Origin of the sequence: Prevotella sp. lc2012 (assembly GCF_900107065.1) — a bacterium.
Lineage (GTDB): Bacteria > Bacteroidota > Bacteroidia > Bacteroidales > Bacteroidaceae > Prevotella.
The window spans coordinates 85570-107506 of the sequence record NZ_FNUF01000006.1; the positions used below are offsets into that span (position 1 = coordinate 85570).

General features: G+C 49.7%; 20 protein-coding genes and 5 tRNA genes. 4 read left to right on the forward strand and 21 right to left on the reverse strand.

All coding sequences use genetic code 11. From position 1 onward, the window contains the following. Positions 1 to 113: 113 nt before the first annotated feature. The 18 genes from rplL to hypD form a co-directional block, all read right to left on the reverse strand. Positions 114 to 494 carry a 50S ribosomal protein L7/L12 gene (gene rplL / locus BLU99_RS11310; protein ID WP_091902213.1) on the reverse strand — a complete coding sequence of 127 codons (381 nt, stop codon included), beginning with the start codon at positions 492 to 494 and terminating at the stop codon, positions 114 to 116. A gap of 49 nt (positions 495 to 543) precedes the next feature. Beyond that, positions 544 to 1059 (reverse strand): 50S ribosomal protein L10, encoded by a 516-nt coding sequence (rplJ, locus tag BLU99_RS11315; protein ID WP_091902215.1) that lies wholly within the window; start codon positions 1057 to 1059, stop codon positions 544 to 546. A gap of 20 nt (positions 1060 to 1079) precedes the next feature. Then, a complete protein-coding gene (rplA, locus tag BLU99_RS11320; protein ID WP_091842959.1) occupies positions 1080 to 1772 on the reverse strand; it encodes a 50S ribosomal protein L1 in 693 nt (230 codons plus the stop codon). A 21-nt stretch (positions 1773 to 1793) separates the two neighbouring features. Beyond that, the gene (gene rplK / locus BLU99_RS11325; RefSeq protein WP_091902218.1) at positions 1794 to 2234 is read right to left on the reverse strand and encodes a 50S ribosomal protein L11; all 441 of its coding nucleotides are present in this window, start codon (positions 2232 to 2234) and stop codon (positions 1794 to 1796) included. 97 nt (positions 2235 to 2331) lie between these two features. After that, positions 2332 to 2877 (reverse strand): transcription termination/antitermination protein NusG, encoded by a 546-nt coding sequence (nusG, locus tag BLU99_RS11330; protein WP_091902220.1) that lies wholly within the window; start codon positions 2875 to 2877, stop codon positions 2332 to 2334. Between the two features lie 12 nt (positions 2878 to 2889). Further along, positions 2890 to 3081: a preprotein translocase subunit SecE gene (gene secE / locus BLU99_RS11335; RefSeq protein WP_091902222.1), complete on the reverse strand. Its 192-nt coding sequence runs from the start codon at positions 3079 to 3081 to the stop codon at positions 2890 to 2892. A gap of 16 nt (positions 3082 to 3097) precedes the next feature. Beyond that, positions 3098 to 3170 (reverse strand) — tRNA-Trp (locus tag BLU99_RS11340). 71 nt (positions 3171 to 3241) lie between these two features. Then, the gene (tuf, locus tag BLU99_RS11345; RefSeq protein WP_091902224.1) at positions 3242 to 4426 is read right to left on the reverse strand and encodes an elongation factor Tu; all 1185 of its coding nucleotides are present in this window, start codon (positions 4424 to 4426) and stop codon (positions 3242 to 3244) included. 61 nt (positions 4427 to 4487) lie between these two features. After that, positions 4488 to 4559 (reverse strand) — tRNA-Thr (locus tag BLU99_RS11350). A gap of 76 nt (positions 4560 to 4635) precedes the next feature. After that, positions 4636 to 4708 (reverse strand) — tRNA-Gly (locus BLU99_RS11355). Between the two features lie 17 nt (positions 4709 to 4725). Beyond that, positions 4726 to 4808 (reverse strand) — tRNA-Tyr (locus tag BLU99_RS11360). A gap of 114 nt (positions 4809 to 4922) precedes the next feature. Continuing rightward, positions 4923 to 4996, reverse strand: a tRNA-Thr gene (locus BLU99_RS11365). Positions 4997 to 5098: 102 nt separating this feature from the next. Further along, complete coding sequence (gene hpf, locus BLU99_RS11370; RefSeq protein ID WP_091902226.1) at positions 5099 to 5398, reverse strand: ribosome hibernation-promoting factor, HPF/YfiA family; 300 nt, start codon at positions 5396 to 5398, stop codon at positions 5099 to 5101. A 36-nt stretch (positions 5399 to 5434) separates the two neighbouring features. After that, positions 5435 to 6313, reverse strand: a complete 879-nt coding sequence (xerA, locus tag BLU99_RS11375; protein WP_091902228.1) for a site-specific tyrosine recombinase/integron integrase — start codon at positions 6311 to 6313, stop codon at positions 5435 to 5437. 74 nt (positions 6314 to 6387) lie between these two features. Further along, on the reverse strand, positions 6388 to 6579 hold the full coding sequence (rpsU, locus tag BLU99_RS11380) for a 30S ribosomal protein S21 (protein WP_013065274.1): 192 nt from the start codon (positions 6577 to 6579) through the stop codon (positions 6388 to 6390). Positions 6580 to 6808: 229 nt separating this feature from the next. Beyond that, positions 6809 to 8614 carry an aminopeptidase P family protein gene (locus BLU99_RS11385; RefSeq protein ID WP_091902230.1) on the reverse strand — a complete coding sequence of 602 codons (1806 nt, stop codon included), beginning with the start codon at positions 8612 to 8614 and terminating at the stop codon, positions 6809 to 6811. A gap of 43 nt (positions 8615 to 8657) precedes the next feature. Next, positions 8658 to 9578: a glycyl-radical enzyme activating protein gene (locus BLU99_RS11390; RefSeq protein ID WP_091902232.1), complete on the reverse strand. Its 921-nt coding sequence runs from the start codon at positions 9576 to 9578 to the stop codon at positions 8658 to 8660. A gap of 1 nt (position 9579) precedes the next feature. Then, positions 9580 to 11982: a trans-4-hydroxy-L-proline dehydratase gene (hypD, locus tag BLU99_RS11395; RefSeq protein WP_255397558.1), complete on the reverse strand. Its 2403-nt coding sequence runs from the start codon at positions 11980 to 11982 to the stop codon at positions 9580 to 9582. A 166-nt stretch (positions 11983 to 12148) separates the two neighbouring features. On the opposite strand from hypD, the gene BLU99_RS11400 reads away from it, so the two are divergent. Further along, positions 12149 to 13135, forward strand: a complete 987-nt coding sequence (locus tag BLU99_RS11400) for a malate dehydrogenase (RefSeq protein ID WP_091902234.1) — start codon at positions 12149 to 12151, stop codon at positions 13133 to 13135. Between the two features lie 56 nt (positions 13136 to 13191). Then, on the forward strand, positions 13192 to 13707 hold the full coding sequence (locus BLU99_RS11405; protein WP_091902236.1) for a gamma carbonic anhydrase family protein: 516 nt from the start codon (positions 13192 to 13194) through the stop codon (positions 13705 to 13707). Positions 13708 to 14098: 391 nt separating this feature from the next. Here the strand turns inward: BLU99_RS11405 and BLU99_RS11410 are convergent, their stop codons facing one another. From BLU99_RS11410 to gltX, 3 genes are all read right to left on the reverse strand, one after another. Next, on the reverse strand, positions 14099 to 15214 hold the full coding sequence (locus BLU99_RS11410; protein ID WP_091902238.1) for a metallophosphoesterase: 1116 nt from the start codon (positions 15212 to 15214) through the stop codon (positions 14099 to 14101). 63 nt (positions 15215 to 15277) lie between these two features. Next, the gene (locus BLU99_RS11415; RefSeq protein WP_091902240.1) at positions 15278 to 16504 is read right to left on the reverse strand and encodes a 3-deoxy-D-manno-octulosonic acid transferase; all 1227 of its coding nucleotides are present in this window, start codon (positions 16502 to 16504) and stop codon (positions 15278 to 15280) included. Positions 16505 to 16507: 3 nt separating this feature from the next. Next, entirely contained in the window at positions 16508 to 18025 is a 1518-nt protein-coding gene (gltX, locus tag BLU99_RS11420) for a glutamate--tRNA ligase (protein ID WP_091902241.1), read from the reverse strand. A 106-nt stretch (positions 18026 to 18131) separates the two neighbouring features. Between gltX and BLU99_RS11425 the strand changes: the two genes are divergently transcribed. Then, positions 18132 to 20183 (forward strand): HD family phosphohydrolase, encoded by a 2052-nt coding sequence (locus tag BLU99_RS11425; protein WP_091902242.1) that lies wholly within the window; start codon positions 18132 to 18134, stop codon positions 20181 to 20183. Positions 20184 to 20363: 180 nt separating this feature from the next. Further along, positions 20364 to 21923, forward strand: coding sequence for an OmpP1/FadL family transporter (locus tag BLU99_RS11430; protein WP_144006147.1), 1560 nt, complete (start codon positions 20364 to 20366; stop codon positions 21921 to 21923). Positions 21924 to 21937: the final 14 nt, after the last annotated feature.

The window sequence follows — 21937 nt, forward strand, 5'->3', positions numbered from 1 at the left end:
TCTATGAACCGGTCTATTCCCGGAGTTATCCGGAAGAACCGGATTATAAGACAGAAAATGGTCGGGAACCCTCGACTGGAGAGTCCCCAACCACATCAGTATTGTTGTGCGAATTACTTCAGCTCAACCTCGGCACCAGCGGCCTCGATGGTCTTCTTCAAGTTCTCAGCCTCTTCCTTAGACAGGCCTTCCTTTACAGTTGCGGGAGCACCGTCAACCAGATCCTTAGCCTCCTTCAGACCAAGACCACAAGCCTCCTTAACGGCCTTCACAACCTGAAGCTTTGCAGCACCTGCTGACTTCAGAACAACGTCGAATGAAGACTTCTCCTCAGCAGCAGCGGCCTCACCACCAGCTGCAGGACCAGCAGCTACAGCAACGGCTGCAGCAGCAGGCTCAATTCCATACTCGTCCTTCAGGACTGTTGCCAACTCGTTAACTTCTTTTACAGTAAGGTTTACCAACTCTTCTGCAATAGCTTTAATATCTGCCATTTTATTTAAAAATTTAATTGTTTTTTAATGATAATGTTACTTCTTTCGCTTATTTATTACGCTCAGCGATAGCGTCAAGCAGTCCATGCACCTTGCCACCAGCATTCAAGCCAGAGACAACATTCTTGATCGGAGACTGCAGCAGAGCTACAACATCTGCGATCAGTTCGTTCTTGCTCTTGATTGCAACCAGCTCATCAAGTTTGTCAGCACCAACGAAGAAGCTCTCCTCTGCATATGCACCCTTCAGGGCGGGGATACCTTCTTTCTTGTACTCCTTAATCAGCTTAGCAGGGACATTGGCCGTCTGTGCGAACATGATAGCCGTATTTCCCTTCAGGCAGTCATACAACGGAGAGAAATCAATCTCTGAAGCCTCAAAGGCCTTGTGGAGAAGTTTGTTCTTCACAACCAGCAATTTGATCTCGCTCTTGAAGCACTTCCTACGGAGCTCACTGGTCTTCTCTGCATTCAAGCCGGCGATATCCACCAGATAGAAATGCGGGAATGCCTTCAGTTTCTCTCCAAGTTCTACGATGATAGTATCTTTTACTTCCTTTTTCATTTGTCTAATCTTTTAACGAGTTATTCAACTGATTTAGGATCTACCTTGATACCCATACTCATAGTGCTTGAGAGGAAGATACTCTTGATGTATGTTCCCTTTGCAGCTGCAGGCTTCAGCTTGATAATGGTAGAGATGAACTCTTTAGCATTTTCAAAGATCTGATCAGCAGTGAAAGTTACCTTACCGATTGACGTATGCACGATACCTGCCTTGTCAACCTTAAAGTCGATCTTACCCTGCTTCACCTCCTTCACAGCCTTAGCAACATCCATTGTTACAGTACCGCTCTTTGGGTTAGGCATCAGGCCACGGGGACCGAGTACACGGCCGAGAGGACCGAGCTTACCCATACAAGACGGCATCGTGATGATTACATCTACATCTGTCCAACCGCCCTTGATCTTTTCGATATACTCGTCAAGACCAACATAGTCGGCACCTGCTTCCTTAGCAGCAGCCTCCTGATCAGGAGTACAGAGAGCGAGCACGCGTGTCACCTTACCAGTACCGTTCGGCAGCGAAACAACGCCACGAACCATCTGGTTAGCCTTACGCGGATCTACGCCCAAGCGTACATCGATATCGACAGAAGCCTCAAACTTGGTGGTGGTAATCTCCTTCACCAGCGCAGCGGCTTCTTTCAAAGAGTATGCTTTCCCTGCTTCAACCTTATCAGCTACCAACTTTTGATTTTTTGTCAGTTTACTCATTGTCTTAATTGAAGTTATTAATTATTTACCAGGGAACTCCCCTTCTACAGTGATACCCATACTACGCGCTGTACCAGCGACCAACTTCATAGCCGACTCAACGGTAAAGCAGTTCAAGTCCTTCATCTTATCCTCTGCAATAGCACGAACCTGATCCCAAGTTACCTTGGCGACCTTCTTACGGTTGGGCTCAGCAGAACCGCTCTTAACCTTTGCAGCCTCCTTCAGCTGAACAGCTGCAGGAGGAGTTTTGAGCTCGAACGAGAATGACTTGTCGGTATAGTAAGTGATAACAACAGGAATAATTTTTCCTGCCTTATCCTGGGTTCTGGCGTTGAACTCTTTGCAGAATCCCATAATATTAATACCCTTAGAACCCAATGCAGGTCCTACTGGGGGAGAAGGATTCGCAGCGCCACCTTTAATCTGTAATTTGATTAATCCAGCAACTTCTTTAGCCATTTCTGTTATTTATTATTTGAATTGTTATATAAGCCTTAGGAGTGGAAGCCTCCTGCGACCGTATATAGAGAATCGGGCGAACCGTAACATTAACGCCCTATTCTTTTTCTACCTGATTATAACTCAGTTCTAATGGAGTTTTACGACCGAAAATCTTAACCATGACCTTCAGTTTACGCTTCTCGGCATTCACCTCCTCAATGACACCGCTGAATCCACTAAACGGACCGTCGGTCACCTTCACAGCTTCATCAACAGTGTAAGGAACAGCAATTTCCTCACTCTTGATGATAGTCTCCTCTGCAGTACCGAGAATCCTGTTAATGTCAGCCTGACGTACCGGTGTAGGATTATCCAAACCACCCAAGAAGCCCAACACATTAGGCATGAAGCGCAACGTGTGAGCAATTTCGCCCTGAAGATTTGCCTCTACGAGGACATATCCCGGGAGGAACAGTTTCTCCTTAACAACACGCTTGCCATTACGAAGCTGTGCATATTTCTCCGTAGGAAGTAAAATCTGACCTACATTCGCAGCAAGCATCGTATCATTCTTCATAAGAGCCTCAAGGTATTCTTTAACCTTAGCCTCTTTTCCGCTGACAGCGCGCAGCACATACCACTTCATTCCCGTCTGAGCCATCTTATCTGATTATTATCCTGGATAAACCAGGCTCATTACTGACTTGAAAACGAAATCCATTGCCCAGACCACAAGTGCAATAATCAGGGAGGCCGAAAGAACCACCACTGCACTATGGGTCAACTCCTTGCGAGTCGGCCATGTAGTCTTATGAGCCAACTCGTCATAACAAGCTTTACAGTAATCGAAAAACTTCTTAAACATATCCTTTGTTATTTTGCACGGGAAGGAGGACTCGAACCCACGACCCTCGGTTTTGGAGACCGATGCTCTACCAACTGAGCTATTCCCGTAAGTAAGCCCCCACCACCTAAGTGTGGGGGCTCTTATCTATTCTTATAGACAATCTAAAGAGTAGTGAGGATTAGTCCTCGAATACCTCTGTGATCTGACCAGAACCTACGGTACGACCACACTCGCGGATAGCGAAACGAAGACCTGGGTTCAGAGCCACAGCGTAGATCAGCTCAACAGTAATCTCCACGTTGTCACCAGGCATCACCATCTCAACGCCAGCAGGGAGTGTGATCTCACCTGTGCAGTCCATGGTGCGGAGGTAGAACTGAGGACGATACTTGTTACCGAACGGAGTGTGACGACCACCCTCTTCCTTCTTCAGGACGTAGATAGAAGCCTTGAACTTCTTGAAAGGCTTGATCTGACCCGGATGGCAGAGCACCATACCGCGCTTGATCTCATTCTTATCAATACCACGGAGAAGCAGACCTACGTTATCACCAGCCTGACCCTCGTCAAGAATCTTACGGAACATCTCAACGCCAGTAACAACCGACTTCTTGTCCTCACCAAGTCCGAGCAACTCAACCTCGTCACCTACGTGGATCACACCAGTCTCAATACGACCAGTAGCAACAGTACCACGACCAGTGATAGAGAACACGTCCTCAACAGGCATCAAGAAAGGCTTATCGGTAGCACGAGGAGGCTCCTGGATCCAAGTATCACAGGTGTTCATCAACTCCATTACCTTCTCCTCCCACTTAGCAACACCGTTCAGTGCACCAAGAGCAGAACCACGGATAATAGGAGTATCATCCTCGAACTCGTACTGAGCGAGAATCTCCTGAACCTCCATCTCAACGAGCTCCAGCATCTCCTCATCCTCAACCATATCGCACTTGTTCAGGAACACAACCAGACGGGGAACGTTCACCTGACGAGCGAGCAGAACGTGCTCACGAGTCTGAGGCATAGGACCGTCAGTTGCAGCAACAACAAGGATAGCACCATCCATCTGGGCAGCACCGGTTACCATGTTCTTCACATAGTCAGCGTGTCCCGGGCAGTCAACGTGAGCATAGTGACGAGTAGCTGTCTCGTACTCAACGTGAGCGGTGTTAATAGTAATACCACGCTCCTTCTCCTCGGGAGCGTTGTCAATCTGATCGAATGACTTAACCTCAGAGAGACCCTGCTTAGCCAGTACGGTGGTGATAGCAGCAGTCAGAGTTGTCTTACCGTGGTCAACGTGACCAATAGTACCAATGTTTACGTGCGGTTTGGTGCGCACAAAATTCTCTTTTGCCATTTTTCTTGTTATTAACTTTATGAATAATTCGAGTTTCCTGCTCCTCCTTACCATCCAAGAGAGCTGTAACTGAGAGTTGAACTCAGGACCTCTTCCTTACCAAGGAAGTGCTCTACCACTGAGCTATTACAGCAAGTTGCACTTCAAAGTGCGAAACTGCTCGTGCTCGGCATTAGCGAGTTTCCTACTCTCGCGTCATCGCAACTTTGAGCGGAAAACGGGGCTCAAACCCGCGACCCCCAGCTTGGAAGGCTAGTGCTCTATCAACTGAGCTATTTCCGCGAAACATCTCTTGAGAGTGGGTGCTGATGGATTCGAACCACCGAAGTCGAAAGACAGCAGATTTACAGTCTGCCCCATTTGGCCACTCTGGAAAACACCCATTTGCCATTAGCTGTAGGCTGGTAGCGATTAGCTATTAGCTGTTAGCTGTTAGCTTTAGCCGTTCCCGATCATTTAGACTTTAGGCGATTTTGCTCACCCTCTGGTCTCCTTGAGCCTCTTGTCGGATTCGAACCAACGACCCCGAGATTACAAATCACGTGCTCTGGCCAACTGAGCTAAAGAGGCTTTTCTAAGCAGCCGCTCTCTGTTTCAGATTTACGACCTGTCGGAAAACGGCTGCAAAGTTAGGCATTATTTTTGAATTACCAAAACTTTTCCAAGTTTTTTTTATCTATTCCTTAATTTTTCCTTGAATTTCTGGAGTTGAGCCCGCATGGAGTCAACACAAAGGTCTGTGCTTTCCTCAAATGTGTCACTTATCTTTTCCACGAACAATGTACTTCCTGGGACTGCCACAGACAGGCTTACTTCTTTATTCTGGGCAGTAGCGGGCTTCACCACTTTCAATTGCACCTCTACTTTCTGTATATCTTCAAAAGACTTTTCCAACTTGGCGATCTTCTTTTCAACGAACGCCTGTAACTTCTCGGTAGCGTCGAAGTGAATCGACTTAATCATAATCTCCATAGTTACCTCCTATTTTAAAATAGTTATTAATAAGGTTCAGGCTCTTGGGTGAGCCTCTTTATAAACTCGCTTCAGCTGTTCAAACGTAGTGTGTGTATAGATCTCTGTCGTACTGACACTCTCGTGTCCCAACAGGCTCTTGATACTCTCTAATCCCGCCCCGTTATTCAACATCGCAGTTGCAAATGTGTGTCTGAGTACGTGGGGAGAACGTTTTTTCAGAGAAGTGACTGTCGTCAGATATCGGCGTACCAAAGCATACACCTGACCACCTGATATCCTTTCGCCCTTATCATTCAAGAACAGCGCATTACTATTGCGCTCTATCTGACCACGGATCGTCCGATAACGAACCAAGGCTTCCGACAATTCCTCCCCAAAGGGAATCACACGCTGTTTGTTTCGCTTACCTGTCACTTTAAGTTGCCTGGCAGTCAAGTCGACATCCTCATCGTTCAACCCAACAAGTTCTGAACGCCTAAGGCCTGTCTCATAGAATAATAATAATATTGTACGCGCACGTACATCATTATAACTATCCCCCCATTCCTGCATGTCGAGCAACTTGTCCATTTCCCCCTCTCGGAGGAACTGGGGCAGCGGTTTTGACTTCTTCGGTCCTGTCACACCATGTGCAGGATCCTTGGCAACCAACTTCCGTTGAAGGGAAAAGCGATAAAAGGAACGCAATGCACTCAATTTCTTATTCATCGTTGAAGCAGAGTTTCCTTTATCCATCAGACTCTCCATCCAGTCACGGATCAGATCGGCATCTGCCGTCTCTAAAGAGAGTCCGTTATCCCTAAAAGTCAGATACGATTCAAATTCCCGAAGGCTTTCCTCGTATGTCTGCGCTGTCTGCGGAGATGCGTTCCGTTCATAGCGCAGGTAGTTCAGAAATTGGTTAATCAGCATAAACCGCGCCAATAAGTCTTTCGGCTACGAATTTACGGAAATTATTCGAAACTACCAAATTTTTGAGGATCTTTTTACTCCTCGTTAGCGCGAAGCTGCTGTACGTAAACGGCGTGCTCCATCTTCAGGCGCTTCAGGACAGACGGCTTGTCAAACTGCTGACGACGACGCAGCTCCTTAACAACACCTGTCTTCTCGAACTTTCTCTTAAACTTCTTGAGGGCCTTCTCGATGTTCTCGCCTTCTTTTACCGGTACAATAATCATTTGCTTTTGACTTTTAATATTTTACGTTAAACTTAATGCCTTCGGGCACAGCGCCACGAAAAGCGGCTGCAAAGTTACGACATTTTCACGAAACAAGCAAATCTTTTGCCGATTTTTATTTATTTTTGCCCAAAATTGGAGTCGTCAAAGTCATCATGAGCTCATACAAGCACCAAGAAAGAGAGGATACTGGCATGCAAATCACGAGCATGTTTTTCCAAACAGCTGATTATGAGAGCGGAGAGGTCGAGTCGATTGGAGCACAGGCCTCACGCAGCCAGACAGTCTCATCGGCATCAAGATGTGGCGAAAGGGTGTCGAACACATGCTGATGATAAGCATTGAGCCAGTCGATCTCCTCTGGCAGGAGCATGCTCCTGACGATAGGAGTCTTGTCGATGGGACAGAGTGTGAGCGATTCGAACTGCAGGAACTTACCGAACGCCGTCTCCTTGTAAGGGATCATCAGCAAAGTATTCTCGATACGCACGCCAAACTTCCCTTCGAGATAGATGCCCGGTTCATCTGTGATGGTCATGCCTGCCACAAGCGGAGCCGGCTTCCATTCCATACGGAACTGATGAGGTCCCTCATGCACATTCAGATATGTACCGACGCCATGCCCCGTACCATGTAGGTAGTTCAGTCCCTCCCGCCACATATCCTTGCGAGCGAGAATATCTATCTGCGTACCGCTGGCACCAGACGGGAACTTACAGAGTTCGATCTGTATATGTCCCTTTAACACCAATGTATATGCCCTTTTCTCCTCGTCCGACAGTGGACCGAGGGCGATGGTCCGGGTGATATCTGTTGTACCGTCGAGATACTGCGCACCACTGTCGAGCAAGAGCATTCCCTTGGGTTGCAAGGGGACATCCGTCTCCGGTGTTGCCTCATAGTGCACAATGGCGCCATGAGGACCATAACCTGCTATGGTATCGAAAGATATGTCACGATAAAGTGGCTGTTCGGCACGGAAGGCCTTCAGCCTCTGGTCGATGGTGATCTCTGTGAGTTGGCCGATCTCGGGCTTGCCGACATAGGCAGAGAGCCACTTCAGGAACTTCACCATAGCGATGCCATCCCTCAGCATCGCATTCCTGAAGCCCACGATCTCCGTCTCATTCTTCACGGTCTTCATCCGTTTCACGGGAGACTCCTCTTCTACCCTCTCACGGACAACGGTCTTATACAGGGCATAGTTCACCTCGTCGGGGTCGAGAAGGATATTGTATTCAAAATAATCATTCAGCCCTTTGGTCACATTCTCATAGCTATCCACCATCACCCCCTCTGTCTTCAGGTATGCCATAACCTCCGGCGTGAGTTTCTTCTGGTTGACATAAAGAGTAACATCCTTTGAAGAAATCAAAAGATAAGCCACGAAGACAGGATTGCAGTGGACATCCGTTCCCCGCAGATTGAGTGTCCATGCAATATCGTCGAGGGCAGCCATCAGCATTCCGTCGGCATGACGTTCACGCAAGGCCTGACGAATTCGACCGATTTTCTCATGAGCAGACTCCCCCGCATACTCCACTGGGAATATCTCCACAGGATTCTCTGGGATTACAGGGCGGTCGGACCATATCAACTTCAGTGGGTCCATATTCGTACGCACAGTGATGCCCCCCTCCTTACGCAGTTCGACTATCAAGTCCTTCACGGCATTGGCTGAACTGCACCAACCGTCGATACCGACCTCGGAACCGGCCCCACATGTCCTGCCCAACCATTCCGGAATGGTCGGAGTACCCTCCATCTTCAACCTCATCAGCCGGAACTCCGTCCCTTTCAGTTGTTCCTCGGCAGCAATGAAATAACGGGAATCTGTCCAGAGGGCGGCAGAAGTCATCGTGACCACCGCCGTGCCTGCCGAGCCGTTAAAGCCCGAGATAAACTCACGACCCTTCCAATGGTCAGGGACATACTCGCCCTGATGAGGATCCGTACTAGGGAAGATGAACGCCGCCAGATGCTCACGGCGCATCACCTCTCGAAGGTTTTCTATTCGTTGGTTGACATCATTCATATCACGTTCCAGTTTATGTCATTATATCCATACCCTATTTTACCTATCCACCAACGACAACATGGAGCCCATGGGCTTCCATCTGTGCGGCACAACGCTGCAGGGTCTCCTCCGACGGTGTACTCATCGAATACCCTTGAGGGTTGTAGGTACTCCACATACGGCGGTGTTTGTCTTTGCCCACATCATGATAAGGCAACAGGTTGACAAAGCGCCCGCACTTGTCTTCTGACGAGGGAAGTCCCCTCAAGAAAAGAGCCGTTTGTTCTATATTCTCCTCGTCGGCATTGACGCCCTCAATCAAAGGGATGCGGATGCGGAAAGATTTCCCCATCTCAGTCAGGAGACGGATGTTACGTAGGATCAGTTCATTGGGAACACCCGTATACAGACAATGCTTATGCGAATCCATCAGCTTCAGGTCGACGAGGAAGAGTTCGCACAAGTCAGCAACGGCTCTCACGACATCAGATGATGCATAGAGCGTGGTATCAACAACACGGTGCAGGCCACGAGCACCCAACTCCCTCAAGAGAGCCACCATATAGTCAGGATGCATCAGCGGCTCTCCACCACATAGCGTCACGCCGCCGCCACTCTCCTCCATCACTGCACGCTCTTTCTCAATCTCCGTCATCAGGAGATCCATCGGCCATTCTTTGCCACACACCTCTAGAGCTTTCGTAGGGCACTCGTTCGTGCATGTCTCACAGAGGAGACATGACCTCTCTCTTATACTGATGCCATGAGAGGTTAACGAGAGGAGATGTTGCGGACACACATCAACACAGGTACGGCATCCGATACACCTTGATGCCTTATACAGCAACTGCGGCTGGGTCGTCCACCCTTCTGGGTTATGACACCATACACACCTGAGGGGGCATCCCTTCAAGAACACGGTGGTCCGGATACCTGGTCCATCATTGATGGCATACCGTTTGATGTCGAAAACCAGTGCCATCTTACATCTCGTCGTTTTCCGTCCGTGCGATAATCTCATTCTGCAGCTGTTCCGTCATATCATTGAAATAGTCGGAGTAGCCTGCCACACGTACCAACAAATCCCGGTATTCATCGGGATGCTGCTGTGCATCATGAAGTGTCGCCGTATCTACGATATTAAACTGGATATGGTGACCGCCAAACTTAAAGTATGCCCGGATGAGTGAGGCCAGCTTCTTCTGATCCTCCTCCCGTCTCAGCAAAGCGGGTACAAAGCGCATATTCAACAGGGTTCCACCGCTTTTAGTCTGGTCCAGTTTCCCCAGCGACTTAATAACAGCCGTAGGACCGTGACTATCGGAGCCATGAGCAGGAGAGGTTCCATCACTGATGGCGAAGTGGGCAAAACGCCCGTTGGGCGTGGCACCACACACGCTACCGAAATAGTTATGGCATGTCGTACTAAGCATATTCAGTTGTGTCTTACCGCCTCTGGTATTCGGCCGTCCTTCGATAGCATCCACCAGATCATCATAGACACGCACAGCAACCTTATCAGCAGTGTCATCATCGTTGCCAAAGAACGGTGTATGATTACGGATATACTGACGCATCTTCTCCTCACCCTTCCAGTTAACGGCACAGGCTCTCAGCATCTCGTCCATCGAATAACGATGATCCTCGAACACATGCTTCTTCAAGGCGGTGAGACAGTCGGTAATCGTCCCCAACCCTGTACACTGGATATAGGTCGTGTTATACCTGGCCCCACCACTATAATAATCTTTCCCTTTCTCGATGCAGTCGTCTATATAAAGACTGAGGAACGTTGCCGGGGCATAGAGGGAGAACATCCGTTCGATGTAATTATTAACCGAGAGTTTCAGGTTCACGAAATAGACCATCTGACGATGCCATGCCTCATAGAGTTCATCGAAAGACTTGAACAGGCGTGGATCACCTGTCTCCAGACCGAGCTTCTTGCCCGTCTCCGGATCAACACCGTTGTTCAGCGTTATCTCCAAAATCTTTGGCGTATTCAGATAACCAGTCAGCAGATAAGCCTCCTTTCCGAAAGCCCCCACCTCGATACAGCCAGAACAACCACCCTCACGGGCATCCTCCAATGTCTTACCAGCACGCACCATCTCTTTCACATAAGCGTCAGGGTTGAACACCGACGGATAGCCATGTCCCTGACGTATCACCTTAATACCTGCGAGCAGAAACTCTTCAGGCGTATTCTCAGCGATATGGATGCTCAGACCTGGTTGTAGCTCATGCAGTTCCTCCTGAACCTCGAGGATCATATATGAGAGTTCATTCGTGGCACTCTTTCCGTCACGGTCGACCCCACCGATATTAATGTTCGTAAAGTCATTATAAGTACCCGACTCCAAGGCTGTCACACCGACCTTCGGGGGTGCGGGTTGGTTATTGAACTTAATCCACAGACAACAGATCAACTCCTTCGCCAGATCGCGGGTCAGTGTCCCCTCATGAATACCCTTCTGATAGAACGGGAACAGATGCTGATCGATATGACCTGGATTCATCGAATCCCATCCGTTCAATTCCGTCACCGTACCGAGGTGTACGAACCAGTACATCTGGATGGCCTCCCACAAGTCTCGCGGTGCATGGGCAGGGACCCATCGACACACATCAGCAATCTTCTCCAACTCCGCCTTGCGCTGCGGGTCACTCTCCTTGGCGGCCATCTGTTCCGCCAGTTCGGCATGTCGCTCCGCGAAGAGAATAGCCGCATCACAAGAGATGGCCATAGCCTCCAGCTCCTGTTGTTTGTCCGTTGCCTCAGGATCATGAATATAGTCAAGACTGTCAATCCGCCGCTTTATCCGAGCCTTCACGTCTAGCAGTCCCTCACGATACATCTTACCATCCATGGCCGTATGCCCGGCAGCACGCTGCTCCATAAACTCCGTGAACACACCGGCATGATAAGCCTCCTCCCACGCCTTGGACACATGGCCAAAGATACGTTCCCGTTGTGTCTTACCCTTCCAGTAGGGAATCACCACACGCTCATAGGTATCGATATCCGCCTGACTGATCGAATAGGGCTGCAACGGTCGCTCATTCAGCGTATGCAAATCCGCCACACTATGACAGGTCAGCTCTGGGAATGTAGGAACAGCCTTGGGGAGCGGTCCACGTTCACCGACGATCAGTTCGTCATCGCCGATATATAAGGTCTTCTTTTGGCAGATCTCATAGAAATTGCGGGCACGCAGCACTGCGATGGGCATCGTCCCGTAGTGTTCCTCATAAAAAGCTGTCTCGATAAGGGCCCGTTCTATACTCAACGTCGTGGGGGTGTCGAGAGACAACCGACGCAGTCGTCTGATACGCTCATTCATACCTCCGTCGTTCTCCGGATATCTGAGATTATTATTAATCATTTTAGTTATCTTGGTTGTTTTGCAATATCGAGTTGGCAAAGATATAAAATAAGTGGCACAAATTACGTGGATTAACACAGATTAATAATAAAAAAAGACTGAATATTCGCTTTTTTTGTACCTTTGCAGCACTTTTTGATATAACAAGGATTATAATAATACAATTATGGCATTCTTAACAAACGAAAAACTGGTTATCGTCGGTGCTGGCGGTATGATCGGTTCAAACATGGTGCAGAGCGTTCTGATGCTCGGCCTCACTCCAAACATTTGTCTGTACGATATCTACGAACCCGGCGTTCATGGCGTTTACGACGAGATGTGTCACTGTGCTTTCCCTGGCGCAAACATCTCATACACCGTTGACCCCGCCGAGGCTTTCACTGGTGCTAAGTACATTATCTCTTCTGGCGGTGCTCCTCGTAAGGAGGGTATGACCCGCGAAGACCTGCTCAAGGGCAACTGCAAGATCGCTGCCGAGTTTGGCGAGAACATCAAGAAGTACTGCCCCGACGTGAAGCACGTGGTGGTGATCTTCAACCCCGCTGACGTTACCGCTTTGACAGCCCTGATCCATTCAGGTCTGAAGCCCAACCAGCTGACCTCTCTGGCCGCCCTCGACTCTACCCGTCTGCAGCAGCAGCTCGCTCAGGAGTTCGGCGTTCGTCAGGACAAGGTTACCAATGCCTACACCTACGGCGGTCATGGTGAGCAGATGGCAGTATTCGCCAGCAAGGCTCTCATCGACGGCAAGCCCCTCTCTGAGCTCCCTCTCACCGACGAGCGTTGGGCAGAGATCAAGCACATGACCACACAGGGTGGTAGCAACATCATCAAGCTCCGTGGTCGTTCTTCATTCCAGAGCCCGGCTTATCAGGCTGTGAAGATGATCGAGGGTGCCATGGGCGGTGAGCCCTTTAAGTGGCCTGCAGGTTGCTATGTCAACGCCTACGGCTTCAAGAACGTGATGATGGCTATGCCGACCGTTATCGACAAGGACGGTGTTCACTTCACTCAGCCCGAGGGTACTGCTGAGGAGATGGCTGCCCTTCAGGCTTCTTACGAGCACCTGCAGAAGATGCGCGACGAGATCATCAGTCTTGACATCATCCCAGCCGTGGATGACTGGAAATCTGAGAACCCGAACCTCTAAGCGGTTTCATCATAGAGCAGTATGGTTCGCCATACTGCTCTTTTTTTTTGTTCACTATGGCTTTAATAAAGAGTTACAGAGGTCTGACGCCTAAATGGGGCAAGGGCTGTTATTTCAGTGAGAACGCCACGATCATCGGTGATGTGACGATGGGTGACGAGTGTTCCGTATGGTTCAACGCCGTTGTCAGAGGCGACGTGGCCCCTATCACGATAGGTAACTGCACGAACATCCAGGACGGCAGTTGTGTTCACGTGACCCATGAGACCGGTCCCACGCATATCGGCAACTATGTCACTATCGGACATAATGTGACCGTTCATGCCTGCACCATCCACGACAATGCGCTCATCGGCATGGGGTCCACCCTACTTGACAACTGTGAGATCGGCGAAGGCAGTATCGTGGCCGCTGGGGCTCTGGTGCTCCAGAACACGAAGATTCCCGCAGGCGAGATCTGGGGCGGTGTTCCTGCCAAATACATCAAACCGGTCCGCCCTGGTCAGACCGACAACGCCAAGCACTACGTAGAGTACGCCAAGCACTACTTAGAAGAAGGGAAAGATTCTTAACAAACGGGCTCGTAATACGAGCATATTCGTCAGCTAACGGTCCAAAGGTCGCAAATATGCAAGTTTTGGACCGTTTTTATAACACACTAACAATCTGCAAGTTACGCAACCATCTCATATAGGTGGCATCTTTGGGTCATCGAGATATCGTCTATCACTCATCGAAACGGCATCTACGACTCATGGAGACGTCATCTTTCACTAGACAGATGACGTCTCCATGAATCGTAGGTCCTATCCGAATGACCCGTAGATGACGTCTGAACGAGTGAAAGATGCCGTTGGTACCACAACAAGCCCTCATCAGGCACAAGAAGAGCCAAAAAGTGCCTCTCCGTTGCTCTGGATGGTGCAGTCGGAGAGGCACTTTTTTTAGCACATAATCTTTACATTAGTTACTGATGGTAGCCACGACATATTCGCTCTGTGTACCGATACGGAACTTGCCGCCCCAGATACCGAGACCGGAAGAGACATAATACTGGGTGTGTCCACGGTGATAGGTCCCCCACGAACATTCATAGACGGCATCAGTAATCCATGAGATCGGCCACACCTGTCCACGATGGGTATGACCACTTAGTTGGAAGTCGACACCTGCCGCCTCACTATGCTCCAGATGGTATGGCTGGTGATCGAGTACGATGATATAGGGCGACTGCCGGCACATGGTCGTCAGTTGCACACTATCGGCCATCAACTCGCGGACAGACATACGATTCCTGTTGGTACGATCATCACGGCCAATAATAACGATAGAGCTATCGACAACAGCAGCCTCATCGATGAGCAGACGGATGCCGGCATCCTGATAGAATCGCCGTGCCTGAGACTCGCCTGAAAAATACTCATGATTACCCAGACAGGCGTATACGGGCGCCTTCAGTCTACGGAACTCCTCGGTCATTCTCTCTTCCATGAGCGGACGGATACTGCCATCGATAATATCACCTGCTATCAGGATGAAATCCGGTTTCTCCTCATTGATCATGTCAACCCATCGGGCCAGTTCTTTCCGGGTGTTGTGATAGCCCAGATGCAGATCGCTCGCCATCACGACCTTATATGTCCTCGCCAACGACTTTGACGATTTCAGTTCCAACGGCACACGGACCTTGTTCTTATAATGCATATTCCCATAAAGGAACAGACCAAAGAGCAAGATAAAGACAATCAGAGAGGTATAGCCATTGTGGCAGACGACGGTCTTCGGTACCAGACGGAACAATCGTCCCAGATCAAAGACCAGGAAGACGACGACCAGATATAAGATGACGAAGAGCGATGACGTTCCGATCTCATAGGCCGCCTGAGCTACGGGAAGCGGCAGATGCTCGAACGACCGCCGGAAATGCAGGAACAGCAAGACTATACAGAAGACACCTGCTGCAATAACCATCGATTTCCAAAAAGTCGATAAGGGAAGCAACACCCATATATGCCATGCTATATAGGCGACAGACAGAACGGGCAAGACCCAGAAAAGAAACATCCACATATTTCTCACTCTTTAGTCGGTGAATTCCCTCGACGGAGAAGCTTTATCGGGCAACAGACGACACGATCAGGTCTACAGGCCTGCCGCAACACTCGCAAGCACCTTTTCCGTGGCACCGGCCTGACCCTTGACATAGCTGCCGGCACGCTGGCCTGCCTCTTTCACAGCAGACGGGTCGGCGACGAAACTGTCCATCTGTTGCTGGAAAGCTTCATAACCGGATATCTCGAAGCCACCTGCACATGCCTTAAGTTCCTGGGCCTCCTGGAACTTCTGATTGTTCGGGCCAAAGAATACTGGCACGTCCCAGACGGCAGCCTCCGGCAGATTATGGATGCCGACACCGAAACCACCACCGACATAGGCCACCTCACCATAATGATAGATACTGGAAAGCAGACCGTAGCAGTCGATGATCAACACCTCGGCATCACGAACGTTCTCTTCCGAAGCCTTCGTGTAACGGACGACGGTACGCCCTTCCAACAACTTCTCTATCTGCTGGAGATGATCTTCACCGATAACATGTGGTGCGATAATCAGTTTCCAATCGCGGTGCAGATTAAAATATGGAATAAAGATCTCCTCATCAGGTTGCCAAGAGGAACCGGCAACAAAGGTCTTCTTCCCGTCTACGAATGCCTCAACAACAGGCAACTGCTTGGCTGCTTCCTTGATCTGAAGGACACGGTCGAAACGGGTGTCACCCACGATCGTGACGGACGTAATGCCGATCTTCGCCAACAGGTTCTTGCTCTCCTCGTTCTGCACAAAGAAATGCGTAAAACAGTTGAGCACCCGACCGTACTGAGAGCCATACCACTTAAAGAACACCTGATCCGGACGGAAGATGCTCGACACACTATAGACGGGTACATGTCTGTGCTTCAGGATATGCAGGTAGTTGTACCAGAACTCGTACTTGATGAAAAACGCCATGACTGGCCGTATCGTCCGAAGGAATCGACGTGCATTCGTGATCGTATCCAGTGGCAGATAGGTGATGATGTCGGCGCCCTCATAATTCTTGCGCACTTCGTAACCCGACGGTGAGAAAAATGTCAACAGGATCTTGTATTCCGGATGGTCGCGGCGCAGCTGCTCCATCAGCGGGCGCCCCTGTTCAAACTCTCCGAGCGAAGCTGCATGGAACCACACGTACTTCGCCTGGGGATCAACCTTCTCACGAAGAATGCGGAAGGCGTCACGCTCACCGCGCCACATCTTACGCACCTTCGGATTGAAGCGGCTATAGATAGCCACACCCAGAAGATAGAGATATATAATCAGATTATACATTTATTACCCAAGTACATCGATGGCACGTTTCATTCTACGGATTGTCTCCTCTTTACCGAGGAAAGCAGAGATGTCGAACATACCCGGTCCCTTACCCTCGCCAACGAGCGTGAGGCGCCAAGCGTTCATCACATTACCAAGCTTATATTCTTTCTGCTCCACCCACTCATGGACGATACGCTCCTGATTCTCCAGAGAGAAGTCATCAATGCCTTCCAGAACTCCTATCAACTCTGTCATCACCTGAGCCGAGTCGTCCTTCCAACGCTTCTTGGCCGTCTTCTCATCATACTCAGTAGGAGCTACGAAGAAGAACGAGCACAAAGGCCAGAGCTCCTTGACAAACGATACACGATCCTTCATCATAGACGTAACGGCTACAACACGCTCCAGAGTCTCGTCAGGACAGTGTTCCTTGACGATCGGGAAGAACAACTGAGCAATCTCCTCATTAGACTTCTTCAGGATATACTCATGGTTGAACCAGATGCCCTTCTCGTAGGCGAACCGTGCGCCGGCCTTTGAACACTTTGAGATATCGAAAAGAGGAACCAACTCATCAAGTGTAAACAACTCCTGCTCCGTACCGGGGTTCCATCCTAACAAGGCCAGGAAGTTGATGACGGCCTCAGGGAAATAGCCCTGCTCACGATAGCCACTCGACACCTCACCGGTCTTCGGGTCGTGCCATTCCAAGGGGAACACAGGGAAGCCAAGACGGTCGCCATCACGCTTCGACAGTTTTCCCTTACCATCGGGCTTCAGCAGCAACGGGAGATGCGCGAACTGCGGCATCGTCTCTTCCCAGCCAAAAGCCTGATACAGGAGCACATGCAAAGGTGCACTAGGCAACCACTCCTCACCACGGATCACATGAGAGATCTCCATCAGATGATCGTCCACGATATTCGCCAGATGATACGTAGGCAACTGGTCTGCGCTCTTAAAGAGCACCTTGTCGTCGAGGATATCCGTCTTCACACGAACCTCACCGCGGATCAGGTCGTTTACCAACACCTCCTGACCGGCTTCTATCTTGAAGCGAACCACGTACTGATGACCTTCGGCAATCAGTCGTTCCACCTCATCCTTCGGGAGGGTCAGTGAGTTACGCATCTTGCCACGGGTATGACAATCATACTGGAAGTTCGTTATCTCCTGACGCTTTGCCTCCAGTTCCTCTGGCGTATCAAAAGCGATATAGGCCTTGCCGGCATCTAACAGCTGCTGCACATACTCTTTGTAAATAGCACGACGCTCACTCTGACGATACGGCCCCTTGTCGCCACCGAAAGAGACGCCCTCGTCGAACTGAATGCCCAACCACTTGAACGACTCGATGATATATTCCTCTGCTCCGGGAACAAAGCGGTTCGAGTCGGTGTCCTCGATACGGAACACCAGATCGCCGCCATGCTGACGGGCAAACAGATAATTATACAGGGCGGTACGAACGCCACCAATATGCAAGGCTCCAGTAGGACTAGGAGCAAATCGGACTCTTACTCTTCTTTCTGACATTGTTTCGTTAATTTGCCTGCAAAATTACGAAATAATTATGAATTATGGATTATGAATTGTGAATTATTTCTTATCTTTGCATCCATAATGCCTAAAATACAGCAAAATGAGTAGCTTCAATATCAAAAACGACTTGACGTGGCACGATTTTCTCATCCGGTCGGCGCTCATTATCGTTACGGTAGCCTTGATCGTATGGCTGATGCCCAGAAACAGCAGCAGCAACTTCAAGATAGAGAAGGGGAAGCCCTGGGTCTATACCGACCTGAAAGCGCCATTCGACTTCCCCATCTACAAGAGCGACGAAGCAGTGAAGGCCGAGCGCGACAGTCTGATGCAGCAGTACGAGCCCTACTATTTCTTCAACAATGATATTGTAACTACACAACTACGACAGTTTGCCAAAGATTACAACAAGGGCATTCCAGGACTGTCTGACGACTATATCAGTATCATCGCCAACCGATTGCGGAGTCTATACACACAAGGAATCATGAGCAGTTCGGAATATGCTGCTTTGAAAAAAGACACTGCAAGAACAATTCGGGTCATCAACGGAAAGAACGCCATCAGCGTACCAATCAGTAAGGTCTATTCTGTCGTTTCGGCCTATGAGCAGATATTCCTCGACGAAACGCTTGCCGCCCACCGGGAGATTCTGCAGAAATGTAATCTCAACGATTACCTCACTCCTAACCTCATCTACGACAAGGAACGGAGTGAGGCGAGTCTGAACGACCTGCAGAACAGTATCCCATTGGCTAGCGGACTCGTACAAAGAGGACAGAAGATCATCGACAGGGGCGACATCGTGGACACCAAGACCTACAATATCCTCATGTCGTTCAAGAAGGAAACAGAGCGGAAAGAGGAGAACAAGCCGAAGATTAGTCTGACGATTATGGGACAGATCCTATATGTCGCTATCCTGATTACCTGCTTCACCGTCTATCTGACGCTCTTCCGCAAGGATTATTTCGAGAAGTCACGATCTATCACCATGCTCTATGCCCTGATCGTCTTCTTCTCCGTCCTCTGTTCACTGATGGTCGGTCACAGTATTCTGCATGTTTACTTCCTACCCTACGCCATGGTACCCATCTTCATCCGGGTATTCATGGATTCAAGAACCGCCTTCATGGCTCATGCAACGATGGTTCTCATCTGCGCCAGCATCCTACAGTATCCTCTGGAGTTCATTACCGTAGAACTGGTTTCCGGTCTGGTGGCCATCTTCTCGCTCCGCGAGCTATCCAGTCGGTCACAGCTTTTCTGGACTGCCGTTCTTGTCACCTTTGCTGCTACGGCCACCAACCTCTCACTCGACTGGATCCGCAACAACGACCTGACCAAGATCAGCTACAGCGAATACAACTACCTCATCTTCAACGGTCTCCTTCTGTTCTGTTCATACCCGCTACTCTATCTGATTGAGAAAGCATTCGGTTTTACGTCGAACATCACGCTCATCGAGCTTTCAGATATGAACAAGACATTGCTGCGGAAAATGAGTGAGGTGGCCCCAGGCACGTTCCAGCACTCCATCCAGGTAGGCAACCTGGCAGCAGAGATAGCCAACAAGATCGGAGGAAAGAGCCAACTGGTCCGTACTGGAGCCCTCTACCATGACATCGGCAAGATTGTCAATCCGATCTACTTCACCGAGAACCAGTCGGGTGTCAACCCGCACGAGAAGATGGGAGCCATTGAGAGTGCCCAGATGATCATCAGTCATGTAACCGAAGGCATCAAGCTCGCAGAGAAATACGACTTGCCTGATATCATCAAGGCCTTTATATCCACACACCATGGACAAGGGAAGACACGTTATTTCTATGTGCAATATAAAAATGCACATCCCGACGACAAGGTGGACGATCTTCTCTTCACCTACCCCGGTCCGAACCCGACAACCAAAGAACAGGCCATCCTGATGATGGCCGACACTGTCGAGGCCGCATCGCGCTCTCTTCCCGACTATACCGAGAAGAGCATCCGGGAGTTGGTCAACAAACTGATCGACGCACAGGTGGCAGAGGGATACTTTAAGGAATGCCCAATCACTTTCCGTGATATCGCCTATGCCAAGACTGTTCTCATCGAGAAGCTAAAAACGATTTATCACACAAGAGTTAGCTATCCCGAACTCAAGAAATAGACGTCTTATTGCACACTCTATAGCCTATCTGTGCAAGAAATTATTGCACAAATAGGCTTTTTTGTGCAGAAAACGCCTTGTTTATAGTTAACGGTTGTTAATACAACGCCCCTAATTGGGGAAATACAGAACAATCTATCTAACTTTGCAGCCGATTTTAGCAAAAAGATGTTTAAGGATATGAAAAAAAATCATGCTTTGCTTGTCAGCCTCATGCTGACTGTAGCAACAACCGCCACAGCAGGTGGCATCTTAACCAATACGAACCAAAGTATCGACTTCCTGAGGAATCCAGCACGTGATGCCGCCATCGGCATCGACGGTGTCTACTCGAACCCGGCTGGTGTAGCATTCATGCCCGAAGGTTTCCATCTTGGCTTCAACTGGCAGTACGCCCACCAGACACGCACCATCGACTGTACCAACCCGGTCTTCGCGTTGGGTCGCAAGAACGGTGGACTGAGCACTAAGACATTCGAAGGTGTGGCAGATGCTCCGTTCATCCCGTCTATACAGGCTGCTTATAATAAAGGAAACTGGAGTGTACAGTTCAATTTCTCTGTTCCCGGCGGTGGTGGAAAATGTGAGTTTGCCGACGGTCTCGGTTCCTTCGAGAGCGTTGTTGGCAATATCGCCCACCAGCTCTCCGGACTCGACCAGATTGCGACCGCTCTCGGACAGCCGGCACCTGGTGTCAGCGGCTACGACATGGACGGCTACATGCAAGGACGCCAGTATTACTTCGGGTTCCAACTCGGCACGGCCTATAAGATCAATCCTAACCTCGCCATCTACGGTGGTCTGCGTCTGCTCTACGGAACAGCCACCTACAAAGCGAAGATCAGCAACATCCAGGTAAAGACCGCTGCAGGCTACGTCGACTTCGGCAGCTTCCTTCAGTCGGCCACAGCGATGGTCGACGGTGGTATCACCTATGTGGGTAACAGTCTGGCACAGGTCAATGCTGGCATCGCTCAGTATGAGGCAGCAGGTGCTCCGGTACCGGCTGAGCTGACCGCCACCAAGGCCAAGCTCGAAGCATCCGGCACAGCACTCCAGGGAACAAGCAACACGCTCAACTCTCTCCAGAAATACTCTGAAGGTGTCAACCTGCTCTGCAACCAGTCAAGCGTCGGTATCGCACCTATCATTGGCATCGACTATAAGTTCGGACGCTTCAACCTCGCCGCCAAGTACGAGTTCAAGACACAGATTCACATGAAGAACGAGTCGACCGTTAACGAGGCCAGTGAGATTCCCGCAGTCAATAAGTTCCGTGATGCAGAGAAGATCGACGAGGATTCACCGGCGCAACTTGCTCTCGGTGCGATGTGGAATATCAGTGATGATGTACGCCTCAATCTCGGCTACCACCATTTCTACGACAAGAACGTCAACTGGTATAATAACACACAGGATCTGCTCGACGGTGGCACCAACGAGTACCTCGGTGGTGCGGAGTGGGATATCACAGACAAGCTCACTGCCAGTGCCGGTCTTCAACTCACCCGCTATCAGTTGACCGACGAATATATGAACGACATGTCGTTTGTTGTCAACAGCTACAGCTTCGGGTTCGGATTCAACTATAAAGCATCCGACAAGGTTACCTTGAAGGCTGGCTACTTCCAGACCAACTACGAGCATTACGACCGGGTGACCTCTACAGAGCCGCTGGTCAGCGACTCCTTCACCCGTACCAACCGTGTTCTCGGTATCGGCTGTGAGCTGAGCCTGTAAGGAAACAAGGACAC